The sequence below is a fragment of the Paracoccus sp. R86501 genome (genome assembly GCF_042466435.1).
GTDB lineage: Bacteria > Pseudomonadota > Alphaproteobacteria > Rhodobacterales > Rhodobacteraceae > Paracoccus.
In genome coordinates, this window is record NZ_JAXHPZ010000001.1 from 618,225 (window position 1) to 644,930 (window position 26,706).

The window sequence follows — 26,706 nt, forward strand, 5'->3', positions numbered from 1 at the left end:
GGATCGCGGTTCCCGGGTTCATCTCTGATATCTCAACCAGCCTTTTGCCGCAGGGTTCCGCATAGTCCACCCGACCGTGATCGGATTCAGCGTCCTTTCGATGTAAATCTTGGCAGCATGGCAGAAAAGTCACGCCCGCGGCCGTCTTCGTCTTCGACAAACCGCTGATACAGCTGTTGGGCCATCCGTCCCATGGGCGTGTCGGCATGGGCAAATTCCGCGGCCTGCTGCGACAGGTTCAGGTCCTTCAGCATCAGTTCGGCGGCAAATCCCGGGCGATAATCATTGTCCGCGGGAGAGCTGGGGCCGACCCCCGGTGCCGGGCAATAGGTGTTCATCGACCAGCTGCTGCCCGAACTGGTGGACACGACGTCGAACATCTTCTGGCGGTCCAGACCCAGCTTGTCGGCAAGGGCGAAAGCCTCGCAGGTGGCGATCATGGTGACGCCCAGAATCATGTTGTTGCAGATCTTGGCGGATTGACCCGCGCCACTGTCGCCGCAATGGACGGTCTTCTGGCCCATGATCTCAAGCAGAGCCTCGACCTTGGCAAAATCGCTGACGTCGCCGCCGACCATGAAGGTCAGCGTGCCGTTCTGCGCGCCGCCGATCCCGCCCGAAACCGGCGCATCCACTGCACCCAGCCCTGCCGTGCGGGCCTGTTCGGCGACCAACTTGGCGCTGTCCACATCCACCGTCGAACAATCGCACAGGACCGCGCCGGCCTGCATCGCGGGGATGATGCTGTCGGCAACGGCACGCAGGATCTGGCCGTTCGGCAACATGGTGATAACGACATCGGCACTTTCGGCGGCACATTCGGCGCTGTCGGCGGCGGTCACACCCGGCGGCATGGGGGCGGCGGTGTCAAAGCCCGTGACTTGATGGCCTGCCTTGGCCAGATTGGCGGCCATGGGCGCGCCCATGTTGCCTAAACCGATGAAACCGATCTTCATTCCGCGTTCTCCCATGTCATTTCGTCGGTGCCCAAGGGGGCCAGCACGGCCTGCACGGCCGCTGTCGAAGCTTCGGCGGTCCATTTCGGACTGCGATCCTTGTCGATGATCTGGGCGCGCACGCCCTCCAGAAAATCGGTCTGTTCGGTCGCGCGGGCCGTAAAGCGGTATTCGCGGCTAAGCGATTCCTGAATGCGCAGATCGCCCCGCGCGGCCCGGACCATGAACAGCCCCGCCGCCATCGACAGGGGCGAGTTTCGTTGAAGCGCCTTGAGGCTGTCGGTGTCTTTGGCGGATTCGACCGCTTCGATGATGTCGGCGACATTGCGGCCGCCGAAGGTCGACAGATCGCGGTAGGCTAGGGTCGCGGCGGGGGCGTCGGCCCCGGTAATCCGGTGAATTTCGCCAGTCTGTTCCAGCGTTTCGATCAGGGCGGGCCAGTCAGCCTCGGGCAGATAGGTGTCGGCGAAACCGGCATGGATCGCATCGCCCGGTCCCATCCGCGCGCCGGTCAGCGCCAGATATTCCCCGATGCGCCCCGGCGCACGACCCAGCAGCCACGTCCCGCCGACGTCGGGGATCAGACCGATACCGCTTTCGGGCATGGCAATGCGGGTCGTGTCGCCAATGATGCGGTGGCTGGCATGACCACCCAAGCCGACGCCGCCGCCCATGACAAAGCCCTGCATGAAGGCTACGACCGGCTTGGGGAAATCCGCAATGGCGGCATTCATCAGGTATTCGTCACGGAAGAAATCGCGCCCCACCTGATGGTTGCCCGCGCGCCCTGCGTGATAGACCGCCGCGATGTCGCCGCCCGCACAGAAGGCGCGGTCGCCCGCCGCGTCCATGATCACAAGGTCAACTTCAGGATCGTCGCGCCAATCGTTCAGCGCCTTTAGAACAGCCAAGGCCATGTCATGCGTCAGCGCGTTCAGCGCCTTTTCCCGCGTCAGGGTGATACGCCCCGCGCGGCCATTGATGCGAATATTCAGGTCTTCCAAAGCCTTACCCCCGTTCGGCCAGCAGCGCCCGAGAGATGATCAGGCGCATGATCTCATTCGTGCCTTCCAGGATCTGATGCACGCGCAGGTCGCGCACGATCTTTTCGATCCCGTAATCGGCCAGATAACCATAGCCACCATGCAGTTGCAGACACTGGTTGGCCACCTCGAATGCACGGTCGGTGACATGCAGCTTGGCCATGGCGCAGAACTTGCTGGCGTCCGGGGTGCCGTGATCCAGCTTCCATGCGGCCTGGCGCAGGAAGATGCGGCTGGATTGCAGGGCGGTCTCCATTTCCGCCAAGCGGAACTGCAGGGCCTGGAACTGGTCCAGCGATTTCCCGAAGGCGTGGCGCTCGCCCATATAGGCCAGCGTCGCATCCAGCGCCGATTGCGCACCGCCCAAGGCCGCGGCCGCGATGTTCAGGCGACCGCCGTCCAGACCTGCCATGGCATAGCTGAAGCCGCGTCCTTCCTGACCCAGCAGGTTGTCGGCCGGAATGGTGCAATCGTCGAATTGCACCTGCGCGGTGGGCTGGGACCGCCAGCCCATCTTGTCCTCCAGCGCGCCGAAGGACAGGCCCGGCGTGCCATTTTCGACCAGCACGGTGCTGATCCCCTTGGCGCCGTTGTCGCCGGTGCGGACCATGGCGATATAGACGTTGGAATAGCCGCCACCGGAAATGAACGCCTTGGTGCCGTTCAGCATCCATCCGTCGTCCGTGGCGCGGGCCGTCGTGCGTAGGGCGGCGGCATCCGACCCGCTGCCGGGTTCGGTCAGGCAATAGCTGAAGATGCGCTTCATCGAACACAGGTCGGGCAGCCAGCGTTGCTTTGCTTCTTCGCTGCCGAATTTGTCGATCATGCCGCCACACATGTTGTGGATCGACAGGAAGGACGCGACCGAGGGGCAGGCCATCGACAGGGCCTCGAAGACCAGCGTCCCGTCCAGCCGCGACAGGCCCGATCCGCCGTGATCCTCGGAGACGTAGAGCCCGCCAAGGCCCAGTTCCGCGACCTCGGCCCACAGGTCGCGGGGAATGGTTCCTTCGGCTTCCCATTCGCGGGCGAAGGGGGCGATGCGGGATTGGCCGAAATCGCGGGCCATGTCGAAAATGGCCTGCTGCTCCTCACTCAGTGCGAAATCCATGCGGCATCCCTCCCCAGATGTGCTGAATTGAACAGATGTTTAATTGCCAGATGTTGCCAGAATATTGCAAGGCCCGGCGGTCATAGGTCGCATGTGAACTGCTCCGTCAGGTGTTTCGTCACGGCGCGCATCACCTCGGGCGAGGTCGCACCGGCGCTGCGGGCGCGGGCGGCGACGTCGCGCTGTGCCTGCGCGGCCGTGCCCCGTGCCACCATGTCGCGCAGGCGGGCGACCTGTGGCTGGCTGTCCAGCGCATCGGCATCCCGCGCGATCAGGGCCAGCCAATCCTCGGCGATCTGGTCGAAAGGGACGATCTGGCGGGCGCCGAAATCGATCAGCCCTTCCGAGGTGCCATAGCGCATGGCCCGCCAGCGGTTCTCGCCCAGCAGGAAGTTGTCGTATTCCCGCCAGCGGATATTGCTGCGCGACAGCCGCCACAGCATCCGCAGCGTCGCCTGGATCAGGGCGGCCAGCGTCACGGCATCCTCGATCCGGGGGCAGGCGTCGCAGATACGGGTTTCCAGCGTCGGGAACTTGTTGCTGGGGCGCAGGTCCCACCAGATCTTGCTGCTGTCCTCGATCACCTCCAGATCGGTCAGCGCCTTGATGGACCGTTCGTATTCGTCCCAGCTGCGCATCAACGGCGGCAGGCCGGTGCGCGGCATCCCCCCGAAGACCGTCGTGCGATAGGAGGCCAGCCCCGTATCTTGCCCTTGCCAGAACGGGCTGGAGGCCGAGAGCGCCAGCAGATGCGGTAGGAAATAGGACAGCTGGTTCATCAGGTCGATGCGCTGCGCCTTGTCGGGGATGCCGACATGGACATGCATCCCGCAGATGACCATCCGCTGCGCCACGCCGCCCAGATCGCGCGACAGCTGGTTGTAGCGGTCCTTGTCGGTGTGGTCCTGATCACGCCAATCGGCCAGCGGGTGGCAGGACGCGGAAATCGGTGCCAGCCCGTGATCGGCGGCATGGCGTGACACGCAGGCGCGAAGGCGGCGCAGGTGGTCGCGGGCCTCGGTCACATTGGCACTGACGGGGGTGCCGATCTCGATCTGGCAGCGCAGGAATTCGGGGCTGACCTGATGGCCCAGCTCGGCGGTGCAGGCATCCATCAGCGCCTGCGGGGCAGGGGCCAGATCGCCGGTATCGGCATCGACAAGAAGATATTCCTCTTCGATGCCAAGGGTGAAATCAGGTTCGGTGGTCATGGGCGGTTTCCATTCAGGGAAGCCCGTGGTCGCGATGGACCGGGGGCGCGGGCCCCCGGTCCATCCGGTTCGTTCAGATCAGGGTCGTGGGATCAGTCCATGGCCTTGAAGTTGAACTCTCCGCCTTCCTTGATGCCCGAGGGCCAGCGTGCGGTCACGGTCTTGGTGCGCGTATAGAAGCGGAACGCGTCCGGGCCGTGCTGGTTCAGGTCGCCAAAGCCCGATTTCTTCCAGCCGCCGAAGGTGTGATAGGCCAGCGGAACCGGGATCGGCACGTTCACGCCAACCATGCCGATGTTGATGCGGCTGGCGAAATCGCGGGCCGTGTCACCGTCGCGGGTATAGATGGCCGTGCCGTTGCCGTATTCGTGGTCCATCGCCAGCTGGATGGCCTCTTCATAGCTGCCGGCGCGGACGGTTGACAGGACCGGGCCAAAGATTTCCTGCGTATAGATGTCCATGTCGGGCGTGACGCGGTCGAACAGATGCGGGCCGACGAAGAAGCCGTCCTCGTATCCCTGCAGGTTGAAGTCGCGGCCATCGACGACCAGTTCGGCACCCTGATCGACGCCGGTCTGGACCAGACGCAGGATGTTTTCCTTGGCGGCCTTGGTGACGACCGGACCGTAATCGACATCGTCGCCCGCGGTCCAGGGACCGACCTTCAGCTTTTCGATGCGCGGGATCAGCTTCTCGATCAGCGCGTCGGCGGTCTTTTCGCCCACCGGCACAGCAACCGAGATCGCCATGCAGCGTTCGCCAGCCGCGCCGTAACCGGCCCCGATCAACGCGTCGGCGGCCTGATCCAGATCGGCATCGGGCATGATGATCATGTGGTTCTTGGCACCGCCGAAGCACTGCGCACGCTTGCCGTTGGCCGAGGCGCGTTCATAGATGTATTGCGCGATGGGGGTCGAGCCGACAAAGCCGACGGCCTGGATGGTCTCATTGTCCAGGATCGCATCGACGCTGTCCTTGTCGCCGTTGACGACTTGCAGCACGCCATCGGGCAGACCGGCTTCCTGCAGCAGTTTGGCCAGCATCAGCGGAACCGAGGGGTCACGCTCGGACGGTTTCAGGATCATCGCGTTGCCGCAGACCAGCGCCGGGCCCATCTTCCACAGCGGGATCATGGCGGGGAAGTTGAAGGGCGTGATGCCCGCAACGACGCCAAGCGGCTGGCGCATGGAATACATGTCGATGCCGGGGCCGGCGCTGTCGGTGAATTCACCCTTCAGCAGATGCGGCGCGCCGATGCAGAATTCGATGACTTCCAACCCGCGCTGGACGTCGCCCTTGGCGTCGGGGAAGGTCTTGCCGTGTTCGGCGGACAGGGCCTCGGCCAGCTTGTCCATGTCGCGGTTGATCAGATCGACGAATTTCATCATCACGCGGGCGCGGCGCTGCGGGTTGGTCGAGCCCCATTTGACCTGTGCCTTGGCGGCGCCTTCGACGGCGGCGTCCAGCTCGGCCTTGGTGGCCAGCGACAGTCGCGCCTGAACTTCGCCGGTGGCGGGGTTGAAGACATCGGCAAAGCGACCCGAGGTGCCCTTGGTTTCCTTGCCGTCGATCCAGTGATGAATCTCTTTCATGCCGTCCTCCTGAATGTTGTTGCCGGGACGATATCCTTGCGGAAATGCCAGATAAAGATGAATGATGGCAAAAGGGTTTTGCATTTTTGCAAAGGTTGCGGAATGGACTGGGACGACTTGCGGATATTTCTGGCGGTGGCGCGGACGGAAAGCCTGTCTTCGGCGGGGCGGCGTCTGACGATGGATGCCTCGACCGTGGGGCGGCGCATCGCGCGGCTGGAGGCGGCGGTGGGCGCAGCGCTGTTCCTGAAGACGCCGCAGGGATATGCCCTGACGGCGGAAGGTGCGCGCCTTGTCGCCCCCGCCGAGGCTGCCGAACAGGCCGCCGCCGCCGCCGCCGAAGGAGTGCGCCGCGATGCCGGTCTGACCGGCCAGCTGCGCATCGGTGCGCCGGACGGCTGCGCCAATTACCTGCTGCCACAGGTGGCGCGCGATCTCTGCGATGCCCATCCGGGGCTGGAAATCCAGATCGTCGCCCTGCCGCGCGTGGTCAACCTGACGAAGCGAGAGGCCGATATGGCCATCGCCGTATCGCCCCCCGATACGGGCCGCCTAGTCGTGCAGCGGTTGACCGACTACCACCTGCATCTGGCCGCGCATCGCGACTATCTGTACCGCCACCCGCCGGTGAAGGGGCTGGACGATCTGCGCGGGCACCGGATCATCAGCTATATACCCGACATGATCTTCGACCGTGAGCTGGATTACCTGTCCGCGACGGGACTGGAGACGGCGCAGATCAGCTCGAATTCGGTCGCGGTGCAGATGCAGGCGGTGCGGGCGGGGGCGGGTCTGGGCATCGTGCATGACTTTGCCATTCCCTTCGCGCCGGGGGTCACGCGCATCCTGACCGACCAGATCAGCCTGCGCCGCAGCTTCTGGATGATCCGCCACGCCGACGATCGCGCATCGCGTCGGCTGACCCTGCTGGCCGAGGCTTTGGCCGCCGGGATCCGCGCCGAGGTTGCCCGGCTGGAGGCACAGTTGACCGATCCGGGCGATGGTCCCACTTGACGCGGGGCGATTGTGCGAATTTGATAAGGGTAACCAAGCCGCAAAGGGGGGCGTCTGATGCTGGTCAAGCAACTGCTGTCGATGAAATCGGATACTGACAAGCCGTGGATCGAGGCTGGATTGATCGTGACGATCAAGCCCGAAGCCACTCTGGCCGAGGCTGCGACCCTGCTGGCCGAACAGCGGATCGGTGCCGTGGTCGTGTCATCGAACGGGCGCACGCCCGAAGGCATCCTTTCGGAACGTGACATCGTGCGTCAGCTGGGCAAGCACGGCACGGCTGTCCTGACCACACCCATCAGCGGTGTGATGACCAAGGCGGTCCAGACCTGCGCGCCCGGCGAAGACGGCATGGCCGTGCTGCAGCGGATGAGCGAGGGCCGCTTCCGCCACATGCCTGTGGTCGATGGCAATGGCGACATGCTGGGCGTGGTGTCCATCGGGGATGCCGTCAGCGGGCGGCTGAAGGAACTGGCGGCCGAAAAGGACGCGCTGACCGGGATGATCATGGGCAGCTGACGCGGCGCCACGATATCACGAACTTGCAATTCGGGGGCAAATGCGGTTTGCCTGAAGGCCGATACCTTGAAACAGGACGTCAGCCCCATGCGCATCGGACTCTATCCCGGCACCTTCGATCCGATCACCTTGGGTCATATCGACATCATGCAGCGCGCCATGGTGATGGTCAACCGTCTGGTGATCGGTGTCGCCATCAACCGCGACAAGGGGCCGTTGTTCAGCCTGGAAGAACGCGTGGCCATGGTGCAGGCCGAATGCGATGCCATCGCCGCCAAGACCGGCGGCGAAATTGTCGTCCACCCGTTCGAGAACCTGCTGATCGACTGTGCCCGCGACGTGGGGGCCTCGATGATCGTGCGCGGTCTGCGGGCGGTGGCCGATTTTGAATATGAATTCCAGATGGTCGGCATGAACCGCGCGCTGGACCATGAGATCGAAACGGTCTTCCTGATGGCCGATGCCCGCCGTCAGGCGATCGCCTCGAAACTGGTCAAGGAAATTGCCCGGCTTGGCGGCGACGTGTCGAAATTCGTCACGCCGCCGGTCTGTCAGGCGCTGATCACCCGTTACGATCAGGGCTGACCGATCACGCGCTGGCGCTGTTCGCCCAGACCTTCGATCCCAAGCCGCATGACTTGCCCGTTGCGCAGATAGACCGGGGGCTTCTGGCCCATGCCCACGCCCGGCGGCGTCCCGGTGGTGATGATGTCGCCGGGATGCAAGGTCGCTAGCCGCGAGCAATAGGCGACCAGTTCGGCCACGCCGAAGACCATCGTCCGGGTATTACCGTCCTGCCGCATTTCGCCGTCAACCTCTAACCACAGGCGCAGGGATTGCGGATCGGGAACCTCGTCCCGTGTGACCAGCCAGGGGCCGATGGGACCAAAGCCGTCGTAACCTTTGCCCTTGTCCCATGTCGGACCATGGTTGATCTGCCAGTCGCGTTCGCTGATGTCGTTGACGACGCAATAGCCCGCAATGTGGTTCAACGCATCCTTGGGCGCGATGTCGCGACCCGCGTCACCGATGACGATGCCCAGCTCGACCTCCCAATCGGTGTGCTGTGATCCTTTCGGCAGATGCAGATCGTCGTCCGGTCCCGCGATGCAGCTGGTCCATTTGGTGAAGACGACGGGTTCGGCAGGAACGTCCATGCCCGCCTCGGCGGCGTGGTCGGCATAGTTCAAGCCGATGGCGATGAACTTGCCCACGCCCGCGACGCAGGCCCCCATGCGTAGGCCCTGCGCTGGAACCAACGGCAGGCTGGCAGGGTCCAGTTCGCGCAGATGCTGCAGGCCTGCAGTCGTCAGGGCAGGGCCCGAAATATCGTCGATCTGACCCGACAGGTCGCGGACCTGACCGTCCGCATCCAGCAGTCCCGGTTTTTCGGACCCAACCGGTCCGTGGCGCAGCAGTTTCATATGGTTTCCCCCCATGTGTCGGCATTCGGGGCGACTGTGGCACCCTGCGGGGCCAAGGGGAATAGCGCATGAAAAAGACCCGCCGAAGCGGGCCCTGATCGTCATGTGGGGTGGATCACTCGGCGGGAGGTGCCAGCTTCTTGGTGCCGCCATTGGCCAGCGGGTCTTCCTGACGCTGGACCGAGCCTTCGAAATGCGCACCCAATTCGATGGCGATCGTCTTGTGGATGATGTCACCCTCGACACGGGCCGAGGCGCTGAGGCGCACCTTCAGGCCACGGACGCGACCGATGACACGGCCATGGACGATGACGTCGTCGCCTACGATTTCGCCCTTGATGGTGGCGGATTCACCGACCGTCAACTGGTGGGCGCGGATGTCGCCTTCCACCGTGCCTTCGATCTGGATGTCGCCCTGGGTCTTGATGTTGCCGATGACCGTCAGGTCCGATGACAGCACCGAAGGCGTCGTGCGCGCACGCGGTGCGCTTGCCGGGGCGGCAGGGGCCTCGGGGGTGCGCTCGGGCGTTGCGGGGGCGGCTGCCTCGGGTGCAGGTTGCGGGCCGGAGGATTGCTGCGGGCGGGTATTTTCAGTCACGCGGGTCTTAGAAAACATTGTCTGCTGCCTTGATGAAGCTCATCGGGTCCACGGCGCGGCCCTTCATGCGCACTTCGTAATGCAGGTGCGGGCCGGTCGAACGTCCAGTGTTTCCCATATCACCGATGCGATCGCCTTGCGACACCTTATCGCCAACCTTGACGTTGATGCGGTTCAGGTGGCCATAGCGGGTCTCGGTGCCCAGCTCATGCTGGATCTTGATCAGATTGCCGTAACCGCTGGCGCGGCCTGCATGGATGACGACGCCATCGCCCGTGGCATAGATCGGCGTGCCGATCGGACCAGCCATGTCGATGCCTTCATGCATGCGACCCCAACGACGACCGAAGCCCGAGGTATAGCGGAAGCTGGCCTTGACCGGCATCGCCAGCGGCAGCTTTTCGATCGCGATGCGATAGGTGTTCATCTGGTCCAGCGTGACGATGATCTGGCGGGCCTTGGTTTCACCCTGGCTCAGCGCAGCGTCGCCGCGGGTTGAATAGGACATCGGGGTCAGCGGGCCGCCTTGGCCGGAATAACCGCGGCGGATGGTGTTCAACACGTCGTCGGGGTTCATCCCGACCGAACGGAACACATCGTCCAGCGGCTTGACCGAGACCGAAACGGCGTCCTCGAGCTGGGTCAGGATTTCGTCGTTGCGGGCCAGGATCTGGTCACGCTCGACGGTCAGTTCCTGCGCGGCCAGCTGTGCGTCGGCAGCTTCCTGTTCAGCCGAGGCGCGCTGATCGGCAGCGCTGCGCAATTCGTTCGACAGGATGTCCAGCGCGACCGAAAACTCGCCGCTGCGGTCGGGGGTAGCCTGATCGCCCGCTTCGGCGGTGACGATGGCCTGGGCCTGATCGCGTTCGGTGATGGCGTCGCGCAGGGTGGTCTGGACGGCATCAAGACCGGTCTCGACCTCGCGGCGCTGTTCTTCGGATTTCAACAGCTGGGTCTGCATCTTGGACACCTGATCCAGCGCGACCGTAAAGCGGCTTTGGGCGGCCAGGGCTTCGGCGGCACGGGCGTCACGTTCGGCCGACAGCTGGTCCAGCCGTTCCTCAAACGATGATTGCGCCCGCAGCATCTGGTCGCGCGAATTGCCGGAACTGACGGCGTCGATCACCAGGAACGAACTGGCCACCAGCGTCCAACCGAAGACGGCGGTCATGCCGCTGATGCCGGCAAGCTGGGTCAGGGGGCGCAGACGCACGAAGCGGGTGGTATCGTCGGACCGGAGGAACAGGCGCTGCTCGGGCAGCCACTTTTCCAGCGAAGAGTTCAGTCGATCGATAACAGCCATTGTCTGACACTGTCCCCCGAATACGCGCGATTATTTGCAGATACTGCGCGTTGGTTCCGTTCAGCATCGGGTAAACAGCACCTGTGCCTTCTTGGCAACAGGGTCGGGGCGATTGGTTCCCTTGATTGGCGGATCTCTGCTGCAGTCGGCAAGTAATTGCCTATACAAAGGCGGACCTATTGATAAGTCACGCTATTTCATATGGCAGGGGGCCGTCGCGGTCCGCCGGGATGCGCAAAGGCCGGTCGATTGGCGGCACCGAACGCTGGTGGCAGTCGGGTCGCGGACAAATCCGGCAGGATATGCCGATGGGATCGAAGACCCGCGGCTTGGTCAGGTCCAGCCCGTCGGCATAGACCATGCCCTCGGCCTGTGTGACCTCGCATCCCAGCCCGATGGCAAAGCGGCGCACCGGCGCGTTGAAGGCGCCTGCATGTTTCGACACGTCCCGCGACAGCAACAGATAGCGCACCCCGTCCGGCGTTTCGGCCAATTGGCGCAGGAAGCGGCCCGGTTGTTCGAACGCCTGATGCACGTTCCACAACGGACAAGCTCCGCCAAAGCGCGCGAATTGCAGCCGCGTGGCGGAATGGCGCTTGGTGATGGTGCCCGCCTGATCGACGCGCACGAAGAAGAACGGCACGCCCTTGGCCCCCGGTCGCTGCAGCGTCAACAGCCGGTGGGCCACCTGTTCCAACGATGCGCCGAACAGATGCGACAGGCGTTCAAGGTCGTGACGCTCGGCCCGGGCGGCGGCCAGGAAGGGGCGATAGGGCATCAGCGCAGCCCCGGCGAAGTAATTGGCCAGCCCAAGCCGCGCGATGTCGCGTGCGGTATCGCTGCGGAAACGCGCCAGATCCAGCGTCGCCTCCAGCAGGTCGTTCTGACGTTCCAGCGCCACGATGTGCAGCAACTGGAACAGACGCGTGGCGGGTTCGGATGCGGCATTCACCAGGATCTGGTTTCCCTGACGGCGGAAGACGGAATTGGCGGGCATTTCCGCCATCTGCACATGGATGTCACACCGCGCCAGTGCCGCCACGGCCAACTGCCACGGGTCCTGACGCAGCCCGTCCGGACAGGCGAAATGTTCGGCGGCGCGATCGACGGCGTCGATGTAGTTGTCGCAATAGTGGAAGAAGTCGCGCACCTCCTCCCAGGGGGTGCTCAGGCTGTTGCGACCGTCCGCGCCGATCGCCTGATCCATCGCGGCCAGCCGTTCCTGCCCTTGACGATGCGCGCGATAGAGGTCTAGAAACGCCCGCGCCAGCACCGGCGCGTTGGTCGCGGCCAACCGCAGATCGGCCAAGGGGGGCGTGGCGTCGAACAGGGGGTCGGCCAAAGCCTCCTGCATGTCGATGACCATGCGTTCGGCGTCGCCTGCGGCCAGAGTGGTCAGATCGACGCCGAATTCCTGTGCCAGCCGCAGCAACGCACCGGCCGAAATGGGCCGGTGGTTGTTCTCCATCTGCGAGAGATAGGGCAGGGATACGCCAAGCGTCTCGGCAAAGCGCTTCTGCGTCAGCCCGGCACGGGCGCGGGTTTCGCGCAGCGCGCTGCCGGCATAGATCTTTTGCGTGGCCATGCTGTCCCCACCGTTGCAAAGCCAGTGTTAGCCTTTGCAAAGGCGTCGCGGCAAGTGGTCTCAGGCGGGGACCATGATCCGGCGTTCACGGTGAAAGACCCATCCGATGGCCAGAAGCGAGCCCAGGGCCGAACAGCACATGATGGTCAAGAGCGGCGTCGCCCCGCTGCCCGGCTGCAACAGCGCCCCGGCCAGCGCCGAGAGCACGGCGCCCCCCGCCACGGCCAGCGCCCCACCCAACCCCGAGGCCGTGCCCGCAAGCTCGGGTCGGATGCTCATCATCCCGGCGTTGGCATTGGGCAGGACCATGCCGTTGCCCAAGCTCATCGCCGCGATGGCGCCAAAGAAGATCAGCGGGCGTACATGGCCTGCCAGATCGGCCGCCAGCCCGACCGACAGCGCGGTCAGACAGGTGATGGCCCCGATCAGGATCATCCGGTTCAACCCCAGCCGTGCCGAGTTGCGCGCCGAGATGAAATTGCCGGTGATATAGCCGATGCTGGGTGCCGCGAACCAATAGCCGACCTGCGCGGGTGTCAGGCCAAAGACCTTGTCGCCCACGAAGGGCGCGCCGCCCAGATAGGCGAAGAAGGCCCCCGAGGACAGCGTCGCCGCCAAGCAATATCCCCAGAAGCGGTGCGACCGGAACAGGATGGGGTAATTCGCCATCTGCCGCCGCAGGGGCATGCCGCCGCCGCGCACGGTCTCGCCCATGTCGCGCCACGCCACCCCCAGTACGATCAGCGCCAGCAGCCCCATGACGGCGAAATTGGCCTGCCAGCCGAACAGTTCATCCAAGACCCCGCCGAAGACCGGGGCCATCATCGGCACGACCGCCATGCCCATGGTGACATAGCCCAGCATCGAGGCCGCCCGATCCCCGTCGTAAAGATCACGCACCACCGCGCGCGGCACCAGCATGCAGACGGTGATGACCGATTGCAGCAGGCGGAAGATCAGGAAGGTGGTGATATCGTCGGCCAGCATCGTGCCGATCGTCGCCAGCAGAAACAGCACCAGCGACCACAGCACCACGGGCCTGCGTCCGAAGCGGTCGCTGATCGGTCCGCCAAGCAGCTGCAGCACCGCGCTGGCCCCGATATAGGCGGACACTGACAGCTGCATCACCGAATAATCGACGTCGAAATCGCGCGCCATGCCGGGCAGCGACGGCAGGAACACGTTCATCGACAGCGCCGAGACGCCGGACAGGACCACAAGGGTCAGCAGGTGGGGGGCAGTGCGCAGTTGTGACATCGGAGTTCCTGAAGGCCGCGGGGCAGGCGCGACAGCTTCCTCCGATTATGCAGATCGTGCAAGACTAGTGATTGGCGAAAGGTGCGGCATTCCCCCACAGGTCGCGCACCCGCTGATCGCGCCCGCATGAATCGCGATACAGCTTATAGGCCGAGGCTTTGGATCGCGGACCGAAGCGCGTCAGGATCAGGTCCTTCTGCTTGTAGTAATCCTGATGATAGGCGTCGGCGTCATAGAACTGTCCCGCGTCTAAGATCGGCGTCACGATCTTTTTGCCCAAATCGGCGGCGGCCTGCGCCTTGGCACGCTCGGCTGATTGGCGTTCGGCGGCGTTGCGCACGAAGATGGCGGTGCGATAGCTGTCGCCCCGGTCGCAGAACTGCCCGCCCGGATCGGTCGGGTTCACCGAACGGAAGAACGCATACATGATTTGGTCATAGCTGACGCGGGCGGGATCATAGAGGATGCGTGCGGCCTCGTAATGGCCGGTGCCGCCAGCCGTGACTTGTTCATAGCTGGGGTTGGCCAGGGTCCCGCCGGTAAAGCCCGAATAGACCTCGGAGACGCCGGCCATTTTTTCGAAATCGGCCTCGACGCACCAGAAGCAGCCGCCGGCGACGATGGCGGTTTCCTGTGCCTGACTGATGGCGGGGGCGGCGAAACTGAAAGCAAGGGACGCCGCCAGTGCAAGGCGTTTGGGCATGGTCATCGTGGCCTCCTACATTTCGCAGCATCCTGCGTGCAGGGGGCCTGTCGATCAAGTCAAGCGCGCGTGATGGAGGTCAGTCCCACTGCGTCTGACGGTCGCGGGCAAGGTTGCCAAAACGGGTAAACTGACCCTCGAAGGACAGTTCCACCGTGCCGATGGGACCGTGGCGCTGCTTGCCCAGGATGACCTCGGCCTTGCCATGGACGTTTTCCATGATCTGCTGCCATTTGGCCATCGCGTCCAGATCGGCATCTGAAGGCTTTTCGCGTTCCTTGTAGTATTCCTCGCGGAAGACGAACATCACGATATCGGCGTCCTGCTCGATCGAGCCGGATTCGCGCAGGTCGCTCAGCTGCGGGCGTTTGTCTTCGCGGTTTTCGACCTGACGCGACAGCTGCGACAGGGCGATGACGGGGATGTTCAATTCCTTGGCGACGGCCTTCAGGCCCTGAGTGATCTCGGACACCTCGTTCACGCGGCTGTCCTTGGCCGAAGCGGCCTTCAGCAGCTGAAGATAGTCGACCATCAGCACGTCCAGCCCATGTGTCCGCTTCAGCTTGCGCGCACGGGCGGCCAGTTGGTTGATGGGCAGGGCGGGCGTGTCGTCGATGAACAGCGGGCAGTTCTGCAAAGCATGGGCGGCTTCGACGAAACGACGGAACTCGGCCTCGTCCATGTTGCCGGAACGGATGCGTTCGGACGGCACCTCGGCGGCCTCCGACAGGATACGCGCGGCCAACTGTTCGGCCGACATTTCCAGACTGAAGAAGCCCACGACGCCGCCTTCGACGGTCCCATGCGTGCCGTCGGGCTTTTCGCCCATCTTATGCGCCTTGGCGATGTTGAAGGCGATGTTCGTCGCCAGCGAGGTCTTCCCCATCGAGGGACGACCCGCCAGAATCACAAGGTCCGAATTGTTCAACCCGCCCATCTTGCCGTCCAGATCGACCAGCCCGGTGGAAATCCCCGACAGCTTGCCGTCGCGCTGATATGCGGCATTGGCGACCTGCACGGCGCCGGTGACGGCTTTCAGGAAACTTTGGAAGCCGCGTTCGGCAACGCCCTGTTCCCCAAGCTTGTAGAGCGTCTGTTCGGCGGCCTTGATCTGTTCTTCGGCCTCATCGCCTACTTCGACAGCGGACGCGCGGGCAGAAATATCCTGCCCCAGCTGCATCAATTCCCGGCGCAGGGCAAATTCGCGGATCATCTGGGCGTAGTCGCGCGCGGCATAGGCGCTGATCGCGGAACTGGCCATGCGGGCCAGATAGGCGGGGCCGCCCAGTTCCTTCAGGCCTTCATCGTTTTCAAGGAAGGCCTTGATGGTGACGGGGCTGGCCAGCGCGTTCTTGCGGATACGTTCGCCGCAGATGTCATAGATGCGGGCATGGACGGGGTGATAGAAATGGTCGGCCTTGATGATCTGGCTGACCCGGTCGAACACGTCGTTATTGGTCAGAAGCGCGCCCAGCAACTGCTGCTCCGCCTCGAGCGAATAGGGGATCGAGGTCTTCTCGCCCTCGGCCCCGTCCTGACCCGGTGTGATGACGCGTAATCCGGTCATGTCCATGCCGCCTTCCTGATGTTCGAAGCTGTCATTCTAACGCAAGACGGGGGCCGATGACACGACCCCCGCCAAAATTTCGGTTGATGAAACTGTGGACAGCTTGTGGATAAAACCGTCTTCAGCCGTTCGTCGCCTGCCATTGGCGCGGGTTGGTCAGGAAATGCTGAACCTCGGTCAGGGTGGCTTCGTCGAAGGCCTCTTGTTCGCGGGCCTCGGCCAGCACGTCCCACCAGGTGCACAGGTGGTGCAGCTGCACCCCGTGATCGGCCAGACGTTGCGTGGTTTCGGGGAAGATGCCGTAATAGAAGATCACCGCCGTATGCGCGCAGGTCGCGCCGGTTTCGCGGATGGCATCCACGAAGGACAGCTTCGAGCCGCCGTCGGTGGTCAGATCCTCGACCAGCAGCACGCGCTGGCCTTCGGTCATCACGCCCTCGATACGGGCGTTGCGGCCATAGCCCTTGGGCTTTTTGCGGACATAGGTCATGGGCAGCGACAGGCGTTCGGCCACCATCGCGCCAAAGGGGATGCCCGCGGTTTCACCGCCTGCAACGTTGTCGAAGGCCTCGAAGCCCGCGTCGCGCATGACGGTCGCGGCCATGAAATCCATCAGCGTGGCGCGGACGCGCGGAAAGCTGATGATGCGACGGCAATCCACATAGGTCGGGCCTTTCAGGCCGGATGCATAGGTAAAGGGCGTTTCGGCGTTGAAGTCGACGGCCTTGATCTCCAGGAGCATCCGGGCGGTCAGGCGGGCGATTTCGTCGCGCGTGGGGAAAGTCAGGCTCATGCGGTCTCCGGATGCCAGAACAGGGGGAAGCCGGGGTCGAAGACGGTGACCTCTTCGTCGCCGGCGGAAATGGTGGCGGGATAGGGGGCGGGCGTGTCGCGGCGCACCAAGGTGATGCGATCGTCAGACGGCGCCATGCGATAGAAGGCCGCGCCGTTCAGGCTGGTGAAGGCCTCCAGCCGGTCCAGCGCGCTGTCGTCCTGGAAGACCTGCGCAAGGATCGACATGGTGTTCGGCGCGGTAAAGCAGCCCGCGCAGCCGCAGGGTTGCAGCTTGGCGGTATCGGGATGGGGCGCGCTGTCGGTGCCAAGGAAGAACCGACCCTCGCCGCTGGTGGCGGCTTGCCGCAGGGCCAGACGGTGGCTTTCGCGCTTGGCGACGGGCAGGCAGTAATAATGTGGCCGGATGCCGCCTGCCAGAATGGCATTGCGGTTGATGACCAGATGATGCGTCGTGATCGTCGCGGCCAGATCGTCGCCACCGGAACGTGCGTAATCGACGCCGTCCGAGGTGGTGATATGTTCCATGACCACCCGCAGACCCGGCACCTTGCGGCGGATCGGGTCCAGCACGCGGTCGATGAAGACGGCCTCGCGGTCGAAGATATCGACGGCGGGGTCGGTGACTTCGCCGTGGACGCAGAGGGTGATGCCGCTTTCGGCCATCGCCTCCAGCACGGGGCGCACGCGGTCCATGTCGGTCACGCCGCTGTCGGAATTGGTGGTTGCCCCCGCCGGATACAGCTTGACCGCGCGGATGATACCGGCCCTGAAGGCGGCGACCACATCGGCGGGATCGGTCGCATCGGTCAGATAGAGCGTCATCTGCGGTTGCAAAGGTGCATTTTCGGGCAGGGCGGCCATGATCCGGTCGCGATAGGCCGCGGCCTGCGCGCCCGTCACCACGGGGGGCACCAGATTCGGCATGATGATCGCACGGCCGAAGCCCGCGGAATGAGGGGCCACGGCAGCCAGCATCGCGCCATCGCGCAGGTGCAGGTGCCAGTCGTCGGGGCGGCGAAGCGTCAGCGTCTGTGTCATGGATCTGCCTTTTACATTGTCATGGCGTCTTGCCAAGCGTCAGCTGCATGTTTCTTGGAACCTTGCCCCTTGGTCGCAGTTGCTTCTTGCGATCTCAACGGGCACCCTTGATCATCCGATCCACATTGGTGCCGGTGCAACACAGAAAGATCCGGACATGAACATGATGATGCCAATGGTGCTGCCTGCCGCCCAGATGCGTTTGGTCAGCCAGTTTTCCCGCATGGCGATCGAATCCCAGATGGTGATCGGAATGCGCATGGCGGGCATGATGGGCCTGATGCCGCAGGAACCGGGCGAGAATTTCCGCATGATCGCAGAAAAGCAGGCCGCCGCATCCGAGTCGATGTTCGCCATGGCCAAGGCTGGCATGGCCGGAGCCAGCCCCGAACGTGTCATGTCGGCCGCCCTGCGCCCTTATGGCAAGCGGACCCGCGCCAACAGCCGTCGTCTGACCTCCAAAAGCGGATAATCGGGGAACGGTGCCGTCTCTGTCCCGTTGTCTGGTCAAGAAATGACCGGATGGGGACATGATGAAGACGGCATTGGTTACCGGCGGTGCGCAAGGCATCGGCAAAGGCATCGTGACGCGATTGCGCCAAGAAGGTTGGCGCGTCGCGGCCCTTGATCTGGACGATCAGGCATTGGCAGAACTTGGTGCCGACGATGATGCCATCCTGACGCTGCAGGCAGATGTCGGCGACGAAGATCAGATCGTCACCTGTTTCGACAAGCTTCGACAATGGCTGGACGGACAGGGGCTTGATCTGCTGGTCTGCAATGCGGGCATCGCCGACCCCTTCTGCGGACCGATCGAAAACCTGTCCTTGCGCGACTGGCAGCGGTGGCAGGACAGCCACGTCACGGGGGCATTCCTTTGCGCGCGTTCGGCGGTGCCTTTGCTGCGGATGGTGGGTGGCAGCATCGTTATGATGTCGTCGAGCCGCGCCTTGCAATCCGAACCACAGACCGAGGCCTATTCCGCCGCCAAGGGGGCGTTGACGGCCTTGACCCGCGCGTTATCGGTCAGCCTTGGTCCCGATATTCGTGCGAATTGCATCCTGCCCGGTTGGATCGAAACCGGCCCGTGGCAAAAGCAGGAAAATCGGACCCATCCCGAACATTCGCAGACCGACAAGGCACAGCATCCGGTCGGGCGTGTTGGAACGCCGGACGATATCGCGGGGCTGGTCAGTTGGCTTGCCTCGGATCAGGCGGGGTTCATCACCGGGCAGAGTTTTGTTGTCGACGGTGGCATAGGCGTCAAGATGATCTATGCCGAATGAAGAAGGCGGCGGGATGATCCCGCCGCCTTTTCAATGTGCTGTGGTGCAAGCTTAGATCAGCTTGCCCATCGCGACGGCGGTATCCGACATACGGTTCGAGAAGCCCCATTCGTTGTCGTACCAGGTAAGGATGCGGCACAGGCGGCCTTCCATGACCTTGGTCTGATCCATGTGGAAGATCGACGAATGCGGATCGTGGTTGAAGTCCGAAGATACCAGCGGTTCGTCGGTGTAGCCCAGCACGCCTTTCAGCGGGCCGTCGGCAGCAGCGCGGATGGCAGCGTTGATTTCTTCGACGGTGGTGTCACGGCTTGCTTCGAAGGTCAGGTTGACGACCGAGACGTTCGGCGTCGGCACGCGGATGGCGACGCCGTCCAGCTTGCCCTTCAGTTCCGGCAGAACCAGACCCACGGCCTTGGCCGCACCGGTCGAGGTCGGGATCATCGACAGCGCTGCAGCGCGGGCGCGATACAGGTCGCCATGCATGGTGTCCAGCGTCGGCTGGTCGCCGGTATAGCTGTGGATCGTGGTCATGAAGCCGCGATCGATGCCGATCGTGTCGTTCAGGACCTTGACCACCGGCGACAGGCAGTTGGTGGTGCAGCTGGCGTTCGAGACGACGTGGTCATCGGCGGTCAGCGTGTCGTCGTTGACGCCGAAGACGATGGTCTTGTCGGCATCCTGGCCAGGGGCCGAGATCAGCACCCGCTTGGCGCCGGTTGACAGATGCGGCTGCACCTTTTCCTTGGACGTGAAGATGCCCGTGCATTCCATGATGACGTCGATATCGCCCCACGGCAGTTCTGCCGGATTGCGGATGGCGGTCACCTTGATCGGGCCGCGGCCCACGTCGATCGAGGATCCATCCACGGTGACCTTGGCGGGGAAGCGACCATGCACGCTGTCATAGCGCAGCAGGTGGGCGTTGGTTTCCACCGGGCCCAGATCGTTGATGGCGACAACCTCGATATCGGTGCGTCCCGATTCGATGATTGCGCGCAGGACGTTGCGACCGATACGGCCGAAGCCATTGATGGCGACCTTGACTGCCATGGGTACCCCTCTTGAGCAGGTGACGGTTGCCATCCTCTAACGTGACGGCAACCTTGATGCAAACGCGACGATGGCCGCAGATGGCGACCTAACGCCAGAAGGCGCAATATTCGATGAACCGATCCATCGTCTTGCCTACGAACAGCGGCAACGTGCCGCCCAGCCAGACTTGATCGACAAGAAAGGCTGCGGCGATCAGCAGCAGCAGGGCGATTGCGATTTGATTGGTCATCTGCGCCTCCGGTGAGGGGTTTATCACGCGGCGCGCGTTCGGGGGCAAGACGCTTTCGCCGCCAGCCTATTCGTCATTCTGTGGCAGGCGCAGGGTGATCTGCCCGTCTTCCTGCAGGCGCCGGATGGTCGAGACGACCTCGGTCTTGGCATCCTCGATGTCCTTGGCGCGGGGTTTGCCAAGCGCGTCGCGTTCCTCGCGCAGGCCGTCGGCCATGCGTTGGGACAGGTTCGACAGGATGAAATCGGCCGCGGCCTGATCGTCAGGTTCGGTCGCGGCAAGGGCAAGGACCAGCCGGGCCGGATCGACATCGCGCACCACGCGGGGCACTTCGCGCGGCTCGAGGCGGGTGGGGATGTGGCCAAAGATGAAGATCGCCTTGCGCACACCGTCGGCAAAGCCGATATCGCGTTCGTCCAGCACCTGCAGCACGTCGTCGCGCAGATCGGCGGTGGCAAAGTTCAGGATGGCGCCCATGCGATCCGCGGCGGGGGTGGGGATCGCGGGTTTGGGCAGCGCATCTGCGGCCTGCAGCAGGACCAGCCCCACACGCTTCAACGCCTCGGGCGTGACGGCGGCGGTCATCGACATCGCCTGCGCCACCGATCGCGCCCGATCGCGTGACAAGGCAAGGAAGGTGGCCGAGGCCGCCTCGACCGGCAGCTTGGACATCATCAGCGCGACCAGTTCGACGGATTCCGCCTGCGCCAGCTTGATCAGCGTGTCGTTGGGCAGTGCGCAGATACGCCCCCAAGGGTCACCGCGCCCCGATATGGCATCGGCCTGTCGTACCCGGTCGCTGCTGGTGTCGGAAATCCGCGCGCCCAGCATCGCCAGCGTCCCGTCCATATCACCCGGAAAGGTCACGCCGACCGATTCCAGCCGGTCGCAGAATTCGGTGATGACGGCATCGCGGGTCTGGCGGTCGATCAACTGCATTCCGGCCATTTCCTGCGCCAGCAATGTCTGTGCGTCGCTGTCCAGACGATCCAGCCCCGCGACCTGATCGTCATCCAGCAAAAGGCGGACAATGACGGCCGCCTTCTGCCTTTGGCTAAGCCCGATCTGCGTGGTCATCACTGCCCCCTTGGTGGTCATCTTCCTGACGACCACCTTTGGCAGAACAACCCTAACGCAAGGTTAGCGGGCGGGTGGTTTTACAAGGGCGCCTGTTCGAAAACGCGCTTGAAGATCGTGTTGACATGCTTGGTGTGATAGCCGAGGTCGAATTTCTCCTCGATCTGGGCGGGGGACAGCGCGGCGGTCACCTCGGCATCGCCCAACAGCTCGGTCTTGAAGTCCGCGCCTTTTTCCCAGACCTTCATGGCGTTGCGCTGGACCAGACGATAGCTGTCCTCGCGCGACACACCGGCTTGGGTCAGGGCCAGCAGCACGCGCTGCGACATGACCAGACCTTTGAACTGGTTCATGTTGCGCAGCATGTTGTCGGGATAGATGACCAGCTTGTTGACGACGCCCGCCAGACGGTTCAGCGCGAAGTCCAGCGTGATGGTCGTATCCGGCCCGATGGCGCGTTCGACCGAGGAATGGCTGATATCGCGTTCATGCCACAGGGCGACGTTTTCCATCGCCGGAATGACCGACATGCGCACCAGACGCGCCAGACCGGTCAGGTTTTCGGTCAGGACGGGGTTGCGCTTGTGCGGCATGGCCGACGAACCCTTCTGGCCGGGGCTGAAGAATTCTTCGGCCTCCAGCACCTCGGTGCGCTGCATGTGGCGGATTTCGGTGGCGACGTTTTCAATGCTGCTGGCGATGACGCCGAGGGTGGCGAAGAACATCGCGTGGCGGTCGCGCGGGATGACCTGCGTGCTGATCGGCTCGGGGCGCAGGCCCATCTTGGCGCAGACATGTTCTTCGACCGCGGGGTCGATATTGGCGAAGGTGCCGACCGCGCCGCTGATCGCGCCGGTGGCGATTTCAGTGCGCGCGGCGTCCAGACGGGCGCGACCGCGGGCCATTTCGGCATAGAAACGGGCAAAGGTCAGACCCATGGTGGTGGGTTCGGCGTGGATGCCGTGGCTTCGACCGATGCGGACGGTGTCCTTGTGTTCATAGGCACGGCGCTTGAGCGCATCCAGCAGCTTGTCCATATCGGCCAGCAGGATATCTGCCGCGCGGACCAGCTGGACGTTCAGCGTGGTGTCCAGCACGTCGGACGACGTCATGCCTTGATGCACGAAACGCGCCTGATCGCTGCCGACATGTTCGGCCAGATGGGTCAGGAAGGCGATGACGTCATGCTTGGTGACGGCTTCGATCTCGTCGATACGGGCGACGTCGAATTGGACGTCTTTGGCCTTCCAGACCGCATCCGCGTTCTCGCGCGGGATCACGCCCAGATCGGCCTGGGCATCGCAGGCATGGGCCTCGATCTCGTACCAGATGCGGAACTTGGTCTCGGGGGACCAGATGGCGACCATTTCGGGGCGGGAATAACGCGGGATCATGGAGGGCTCCTTTCGGTTGCCGTGGGCATAGCCTCGACGTGCCGCAGGGGCAAGTTTTCATCACGCCTGCGTGCATTCGGGGGGAACATTCCGCCCAGATGGCGGGTTCTGTCGTCAAGAAATGCCATTCAAGACGAGGTACGCCATGCGCCGCCCCCATGAACCCCATCCCGAACTGACCGAAGCCGATCACACCAGCCAGACACGGTTCGGCCCGCGCCCGGTCCCCGAAGGGCACAAGACCGGCAGCCCCTATCCCCACCGCCCGATGCGTGTCAGCAAGGTGCCGCCCTCGGGGCGGGTGTCGCCCGATGGACGCCATGCATGGCCCGAACCCTCGCTGAGCGCCAAGATCATCGTCTGGGGTGGCATGGCGCTTGGTGTTGCCGGCATCACGGCTGCGACCTCGATCGCGGCGCGCAAGCTGGTTGCCAGCGAACGTCCCGATACCGTGCCTCCGCGTCTGACCGGTCCCGCTCCGGTCGCCCCCCGCTTTGCCCAGATGGAGGAAGACGACCGCGAGGCCATGCGCCGCCGCGTCCGTGCCCAAGCCCGGGAAGATGCCACCCAGAAGGCGCGCCTGCGTGCCAAGGCGGGGCAGGGGCGTGACCGGTCGAATTTCGCCCAGGACCTGACCCGCACCGCGACCGAGCTGACCGATGGCCTGAACGGCGTCGCGCAATCGCTGGTGACGGCCTTCGACAGCTTCCGCGGCGTGTCGCAGCAGGCGACCACCATTGTTGCCGATTTCGTGGCGGCGGCCGATCAGCTGAAATCCATGGTCAACGGCGCGCCGGGACCGGCCCCAGCACCGCGACAAGCGCCGACACCCGCGCCGACGCCTGCACCGCAGGCCCATGATGATGGGGGCGACCACCGGATCAACCGGTTGTAAGCTGCCACGAATGACGAAGGGACATATGATGCAGGACAAGCCGGGCGTACTCAGCGCGATCTTCGATCCATTGGACGACCAGACCCGCAGCCGCTTCGGCCTGGCCGAGGACCGCAAGAAACCGCCCTTGGAGCCGGATTCCCTGCCGAAGGGCAAGAACCCGCGGCTGCGCGACCTGCGGTGGCGCGACATCATTGCGCTGTGCAAGTCGATCTTCACGCAGATCGGGGAAGATCGCGTCACCTCGGTTGCGGGCGGCGTGACCTTCTTTGGCCTGCTGTCGCTGTTCCCCGCGATCACGGCGTTCGTGTCGCTTTATGGTCTGCTGGCCGACCCGGCGACCATCCAGTCGCATCTGGAAATGCTGCAGGCGCTGCTGCCGGCCAGTTCGCTGGATATCATCCGCGAACAGGTTAGCTCGATCACCTCGGCATCTTCCAGTGCGCTGTCGGTGGCGGGGATCGTGGCGTTACTGCTGGCGTTCTATTCCGCCAATGGTGGGATGAAGGCACTGTTGTCGGCGCTGAACGTTGCATTCTTCCAACGCGAAACCCGCGGCTTTTTCCGGCTGAACATCGTTGCCATGGCCTTTACGCTTGGCGGTCTGCTGATGATTGCACTGATGCTGATCGTCATCGCCGTCGTGCCCATTGTCTTGGGCTATCTGCCGCTTGGTTTGGGCAGCGAAACCTTCGTGAATATCGTCCGCTGGCCTATCATGTTCAGCGTGCTGGTCCTGGCGCTGGCCGCGATCTATCGTTGGGGACCGGCGGTTCCGGACGTGCGCTGGCGGTGGGTATCGCCGGGGGCGGTCTTTGCCGCGGTGGTTCTGGTGGCGACCTCGATGCTGTTTTCCTGGTACGCCGCGAATTTTGCCGACTACAACGAAACCTATGGTTCGCTGGGCGCGGTCGTGGCGCTGATGACATGGCTGTGGCTGAACGCGACCATCGTCTTGGTCGGCGCCGAGATCAACTCGGAACTGGACAGCCATCTGCGCAAGATGGCCGGTCTTGAACCCCTTGAGGCGTTAGGGAAAAAAGCCGAGTGATGCCTTCGCCCTATCTCCCGCTGATCACGGCCATCGTGCTCGAAGTGCTGGGTACCTCGATGCTGCAGCGGTCCGAGCAATTCACCCGGCTGTGGCCAACGGTCGCGATGACGCTGTGCTATCTAGCCAGCTTCTATCTGCTGTCGGTCAGCCTGAAGGTCCTGCCCCTGGGCGTCGCCTATGCGATCTGGAGCGCTTGCGGCGTGGCCTTGGTGGCTATCATCGGATTGGTCGTCTTCGGCCAGCGTCTGGACCTGCCTGCGGTGTTGGGGCTGGCGCTGATCGTGACCGGAGTGGTGGTCATCAACGTCTTTTCCAACACCGTCGGACATTAACGCTCGGTCAGTTTCAACTCGATCCGGCGGTTCAAGGCGCGGTCCTCGGCTGTGTCCTGCGGCGCGATGGGGCGCGTGTCGGCAAAACCGGTGGGCGCCAAGCGGTTCGCCGGGAAGCCCAGCTGATCGGTCAGATATCGCACCACGGCCAGCGCCCGTCCTTGGCTCAGTTCCCAGTTGTCGCGATAGCGCCCGGTGCCGGACAGGGGCAGGCTGTCGGTATGGCCATCCACGCGGATGATCCAGTCGATCTCATCGGGGATCTGGTCCGAGATTTCGGTCAGCAGCCGCGCCACGCCCGCGATCTGGTCGCGTCCGGCGGGGGACAGTGTCGCCTCACCGGTGTCGAACAGCACCTCGGACTGGAAGACGAAGCGGTCGCCCACCACTTTGACGCCATCGCGTCCAGACAGGATCTGCGACAGCCGGCCAAAGAATTCCGACCGATAGCGGGCAAGGTCCTGCGCTTCGGCCTCGGCGTCCTGACGGGCCTGTTCTTCCAGCGTCAGGCGCTGGCGGGTTTCGTTGGCAGCGCGCAGCAGGGCGGCGTTCAGCTGCTGTCCCAATTCGGCCACCTGCAGTTCGGCTTGGTCCTGTTCATCCCCCGCCGCCTGCAACAGCGCCTGCAATGACCCCAACTGCGCCGTCAGTTGCGCCACCTGTTCGTTCAGCAGGGCAACGCGTCGTTGGCTGTCATCGGCCATGTCATCCTGCTGGTCCAGTTCCTGTCGCGCGGTGGCCAACAAGGCAGCCTGGCGTTCGGCCTCGTCCATCTGGCGGGCAGCCTGCAGTTCGGCGTCGTCCTTGGCGGCATTTGCCGCGGCCAGCAGGGTCAGCGTGTCTTCCGCCTGCCGCCGCTGTTCCTCCAGCGCCAGCGTCATGGCGGTCAATTCGCTGTCCGCAGTCTCAAGCCGGTCGCGCAGCAGGGCGGCGGCCTCGGATTCGGCCAGACGGTCCTGCTCGGCCTGACTAAGGTCATTCTGCGCGCTGGCCAGAGCCTGACCGGTTTCGGCATTGCGGCTGCGCAGATCCGCGACCAGTGCCTGCAGCGCATCTCGACGGGCGGCGGCAAGGCGGGCGGTTTCGGCCGCAGCATCCGTTTCGCTGCGGGCGGCGGCTATGGCCATCTCTGCGGCTGAAGCGCGCTGGTCAGCCTGTTCCACATCCGCCTGCAGCTGTTCGACCCGTGCGGCATCGGTCGCGCGTGCGGCCAGCAGGGTGGCGACCTCGGCTTCGAAATCGGTCAGGCGGGATTGAGCGGTTTCCAGTTGTTGGCGGCCTTGGTCCAGCTGGCTGCGCAGGCGGGTGATGCGGGCGGCGCGTTCGCGGGCCGCAGCTTCGGCATCGGCGGCCCGGGCGGTCTGACTCTGCAGATCGTCGGCCAGCGCGTCGCGTTCATCGCCCATTGCGCCAAGGGCCTGATTCAAAGATGCGACCTGCTGCCCCAATCCCTCAAGCTGTTGCTGCTGATCCGAGATCATCTGCCCCTGATCGGTGATGGTGCTGTCCTGCGAGGTGATCTGTTCGCGCAGCACCGATTGCACCACCATGAAGATGGTCAGCACGAACATAAGCACCATCAGCAGCGCCGTCATGGCATCCACGAACCCCGGCCAGATCGTGGCCGAAAACCGTTGCGCGGATGAGCCTCTTGCCAAGCGCATCCC

The 26,706-nt window shown here is 63.9% G+C and carries 27 protein-coding genes; 8 read left to right on the plus strand and 19 right to left on the minus strand.

The genetic code is table 11. From position 1 onward, the window contains the following. Positions 1–86: 86 nt before the first annotated feature. The 5 genes from mmsB to SJY40_RS03145 all read right to left on the minus strand — a co-directional run bounded on the left by mmsB (position 87) and on the right by SJY40_RS03145 (position 5,913). A complete protein-coding gene (gene mmsB, locus SJY40_RS03125) occupies positions 87–956 on the minus strand; it encodes a 3-hydroxyisobutyrate dehydrogenase (protein WP_378942625.1) in 870 nt (289 codons plus the stop codon). Beyond that, positions 953–1,960, minus strand: a complete 1,008-nt coding sequence (locus SJY40_RS03130) for an enoyl-CoA hydratase/isomerase family protein (RefSeq protein ID WP_378942628.1) — start codon at positions 1,958–1,960, stop codon at positions 953–955. The genes mmsB and SJY40_RS03130 overlap by 4 nt, the downstream gene beginning before the upstream one ends. A gap of 4 nt (positions 1,961–1,964) precedes the next feature. Further along, positions 1,965–3,110, minus strand: coding sequence for an acyl-CoA dehydrogenase family protein (locus SJY40_RS03135; protein ID WP_378942631.1), 1,146 nt, complete (start codon positions 3,108–3,110; stop codon positions 1,965–1,967). Between the two features lie 80 nt (positions 3,111–3,190). Next, positions 3,191–4,321, minus strand: a complete 1,131-nt coding sequence (locus SJY40_RS03140) for a carboxylate-amine ligase (protein WP_378942634.1) — start codon at positions 4,319–4,321, stop codon at positions 3,191–3,193. Positions 4,322–4,413: 92 nt separating this feature from the next. After that, complete coding sequence (locus tag SJY40_RS03145; protein WP_378942636.1) at positions 4,414–5,913, minus strand: CoA-acylating methylmalonate-semialdehyde dehydrogenase; 1,500 nt, start codon at positions 5,911–5,913, stop codon at positions 4,414–4,416. Between the two features lie 102 nt (positions 5,914–6,015). Here SJY40_RS03145 and SJY40_RS03150 point away from each other — a divergent pair, with 102 nt between their 5' ends. From SJY40_RS03150 to coaD, 3 genes are all read left to right on the plus strand, one after another. Then, positions 6,016–6,927 carry a LysR family transcriptional regulator gene (locus SJY40_RS03150; protein ID WP_378942639.1) on the plus strand — a complete coding sequence of 304 codons (912 nt, stop codon included), beginning with the start codon at positions 6,016–6,018 and terminating at the stop codon, positions 6,925–6,927. A gap of 57 nt (positions 6,928–6,984) precedes the next feature. Beyond that, on the plus strand, positions 6,985–7,446 hold the full coding sequence (locus tag SJY40_RS03155; protein WP_378942642.1) for a CBS domain-containing protein: 462 nt from the start codon (positions 6,985–6,987) through the stop codon (positions 7,444–7,446). Positions 7,447–7,533: 87 nt separating this feature from the next. Beyond that, entirely contained in the window at positions 7,534–8,031 is a 498-nt protein-coding gene (gene coaD, locus SJY40_RS03160; protein ID WP_378948255.1) for a pantetheine-phosphate adenylyltransferase, read from the plus strand. Here coaD and SJY40_RS03165 read toward each other — a convergent pair. The 9 genes from SJY40_RS03165 to pyrC form a co-directional block, all read right to left on the minus strand. Continuing rightward, on the minus strand, positions 8,022–8,870 hold the full coding sequence (locus tag SJY40_RS03165) for a fumarylacetoacetate hydrolase family protein (RefSeq protein WP_378942644.1): 849 nt from the start codon (positions 8,868–8,870) through the stop codon (positions 8,022–8,024). The genes coaD and SJY40_RS03165 overlap by 10 nt on opposite strands. A gap of 115 nt (positions 8,871–8,985) precedes the next feature. Then, on the minus strand, positions 8,986–9,486 hold the full coding sequence (locus SJY40_RS03170) for a polymer-forming cytoskeletal protein (protein WP_378942646.1): 501 nt from the start codon (positions 9,484–9,486) through the stop codon (positions 8,986–8,988). Next, entirely contained in the window at positions 9,476–10,771 is a 1,296-nt protein-coding gene (locus tag SJY40_RS03175) for a DUF5930 domain-containing protein (protein ID WP_378942649.1), read from the minus strand. The genes SJY40_RS03170 and SJY40_RS03175 overlap by 11 nt, the downstream gene beginning before the upstream one ends. Before the next feature lie 187 nt (positions 10,772–10,958). After that, positions 10,959–12,356 (minus strand): short-chain fatty acyl-CoA regulator family protein, encoded by a 1,398-nt coding sequence (locus SJY40_RS03180; RefSeq protein ID WP_378942651.1) that lies wholly within the window; start codon positions 12,354–12,356, stop codon positions 10,959–10,961. A gap of 60 nt (positions 12,357–12,416) precedes the next feature. Then, positions 12,417–13,613, minus strand: coding sequence for a multidrug effflux MFS transporter (locus SJY40_RS03185; protein WP_378942654.1), 1,197 nt, complete (start codon positions 13,611–13,613; stop codon positions 12,417–12,419). 64 nt (positions 13,614–13,677) lie between these two features. Next, positions 13,678–14,322, minus strand: a complete 645-nt coding sequence (gene msrA / locus SJY40_RS03190; RefSeq protein WP_378942656.1) for a peptide-methionine (S)-S-oxide reductase MsrA — start codon at positions 14,320–14,322, stop codon at positions 13,678–13,680. Between the two features lie 73 nt (positions 14,323–14,395). Continuing rightward, a complete protein-coding gene (locus SJY40_RS03195) occupies positions 14,396–15,883 on the minus strand; it encodes a replicative DNA helicase (protein WP_378942659.1) in 1,488 nt (495 codons plus the stop codon). 121 nt (positions 15,884–16,004) lie between these two features. Continuing rightward, positions 16,005–16,676 (minus strand): orotate phosphoribosyltransferase, encoded by a 672-nt coding sequence (locus SJY40_RS03200; protein ID WP_378942661.1) that lies wholly within the window; start codon positions 16,674–16,676, stop codon positions 16,005–16,007. Continuing rightward, positions 16,673–17,716: a dihydroorotase gene (pyrC, locus tag SJY40_RS03205; protein ID WP_378942664.1), complete on the minus strand. Its 1,044-nt coding sequence runs from the start codon at positions 17,714–17,716 to the stop codon at positions 16,673–16,675. Before pyrC ends, SJY40_RS03200 begins: the two co-directional genes overlap by 4 nt. 157 nt (positions 17,717–17,873) lie before the next feature. On the opposite strand from pyrC, the gene SJY40_RS03210 reads away from it, so the two are divergent. Both SJY40_RS03210 and SJY40_RS03215 read left to right on the plus strand, forming a co-directional pair. Beyond that, complete coding sequence (locus SJY40_RS03210) at positions 17,874–18,188, plus strand: antibiotic ABC transporter (RefSeq protein WP_378942666.1); 315 nt, start codon at positions 17,874–17,876, stop codon at positions 18,186–18,188. Between the two features lie 61 nt (positions 18,189–18,249). Then, complete coding sequence (locus tag SJY40_RS03215) at positions 18,250–19,002, plus strand: SDR family NAD(P)-dependent oxidoreductase (protein ID WP_378942669.1); 753 nt, start codon at positions 18,250–18,252, stop codon at positions 19,000–19,002. 51 nt (positions 19,003–19,053) lie between these two features. Here the strand turns inward: SJY40_RS03215 and gap are convergent, their stop codons facing one another. The 4 genes from gap to purB form a co-directional block, all read right to left on the minus strand. Next, complete coding sequence (gene gap, locus SJY40_RS03220; protein WP_378942671.1) at positions 19,054–20,055, minus strand: type I glyceraldehyde-3-phosphate dehydrogenase; 1,002 nt, start codon at positions 20,053–20,055, stop codon at positions 19,054–19,056. Positions 20,056–20,143: 88 nt separating this feature from the next. Further along, positions 20,144–20,287: a hypothetical protein gene (locus SJY40_RS03225; protein ID WP_378942673.1), complete on the minus strand. Its 144-nt coding sequence runs from the start codon at positions 20,285–20,287 to the stop codon at positions 20,144–20,146. 66 nt (positions 20,288–20,353) lie between these two features. Next, on the minus strand, positions 20,354–21,364 hold the full coding sequence (locus SJY40_RS03230; protein ID WP_378942676.1) for a FliG C-terminal domain-containing protein: 1,011 nt from the start codon (positions 21,362–21,364) through the stop codon (positions 20,354–20,356). A gap of 80 nt (positions 21,365–21,444) precedes the next feature. Then, on the minus strand, positions 21,445–22,758 hold the full coding sequence (gene purB / locus SJY40_RS03235; RefSeq protein WP_378942678.1) for an adenylosuccinate lyase: 1,314 nt from the start codon (positions 22,756–22,758) through the stop codon (positions 21,445–21,447). 145 nt (positions 22,759–22,903) lie between these two features. Here purB and SJY40_RS03240 point away from each other — a divergent pair, with 145 nt between their 5' ends. Genes SJY40_RS03240 through SJY40_RS03250 form a run of 3 tightly spaced genes read left to right on the plus strand, consistent with a single transcriptional unit; the run spans position 22,904 to position 25,039 of the window. Continuing rightward, on the plus strand, positions 22,904–23,653 hold the full coding sequence (locus SJY40_RS03240) for a hypothetical protein (protein ID WP_378942681.1): 750 nt from the start codon (positions 22,904–22,906) through the stop codon (positions 23,651–23,653). Between the two features lie 25 nt (positions 23,654–23,678). Then, complete coding sequence (locus SJY40_RS03245) at positions 23,679–24,704, plus strand: YihY/virulence factor BrkB family protein (RefSeq protein WP_378942683.1); 1,026 nt, start codon at positions 23,679–23,681, stop codon at positions 24,702–24,704. Next, a complete protein-coding gene (locus tag SJY40_RS03250; protein WP_378942686.1) occupies positions 24,704–25,039 on the plus strand; it encodes a DMT family transporter in 336 nt (111 codons plus the stop codon). Before SJY40_RS03245 ends, SJY40_RS03250 begins: the two co-directional genes overlap by 1 nt. Here the strand turns inward: SJY40_RS03250 and SJY40_RS03255 are convergent. After that, on the minus strand, positions 25,036–26,703 hold the full coding sequence (locus SJY40_RS03255; protein WP_378942688.1) for a peptidoglycan -binding protein: 1,668 nt from the start codon (positions 26,701–26,703) through the stop codon (positions 25,036–25,038). The two genes, SJY40_RS03250 and SJY40_RS03255, sit on opposite strands and share 4 nt — an antisense overlap. Between the last annotated feature and the right edge of the window lie 3 nt (positions 26,704–26,706).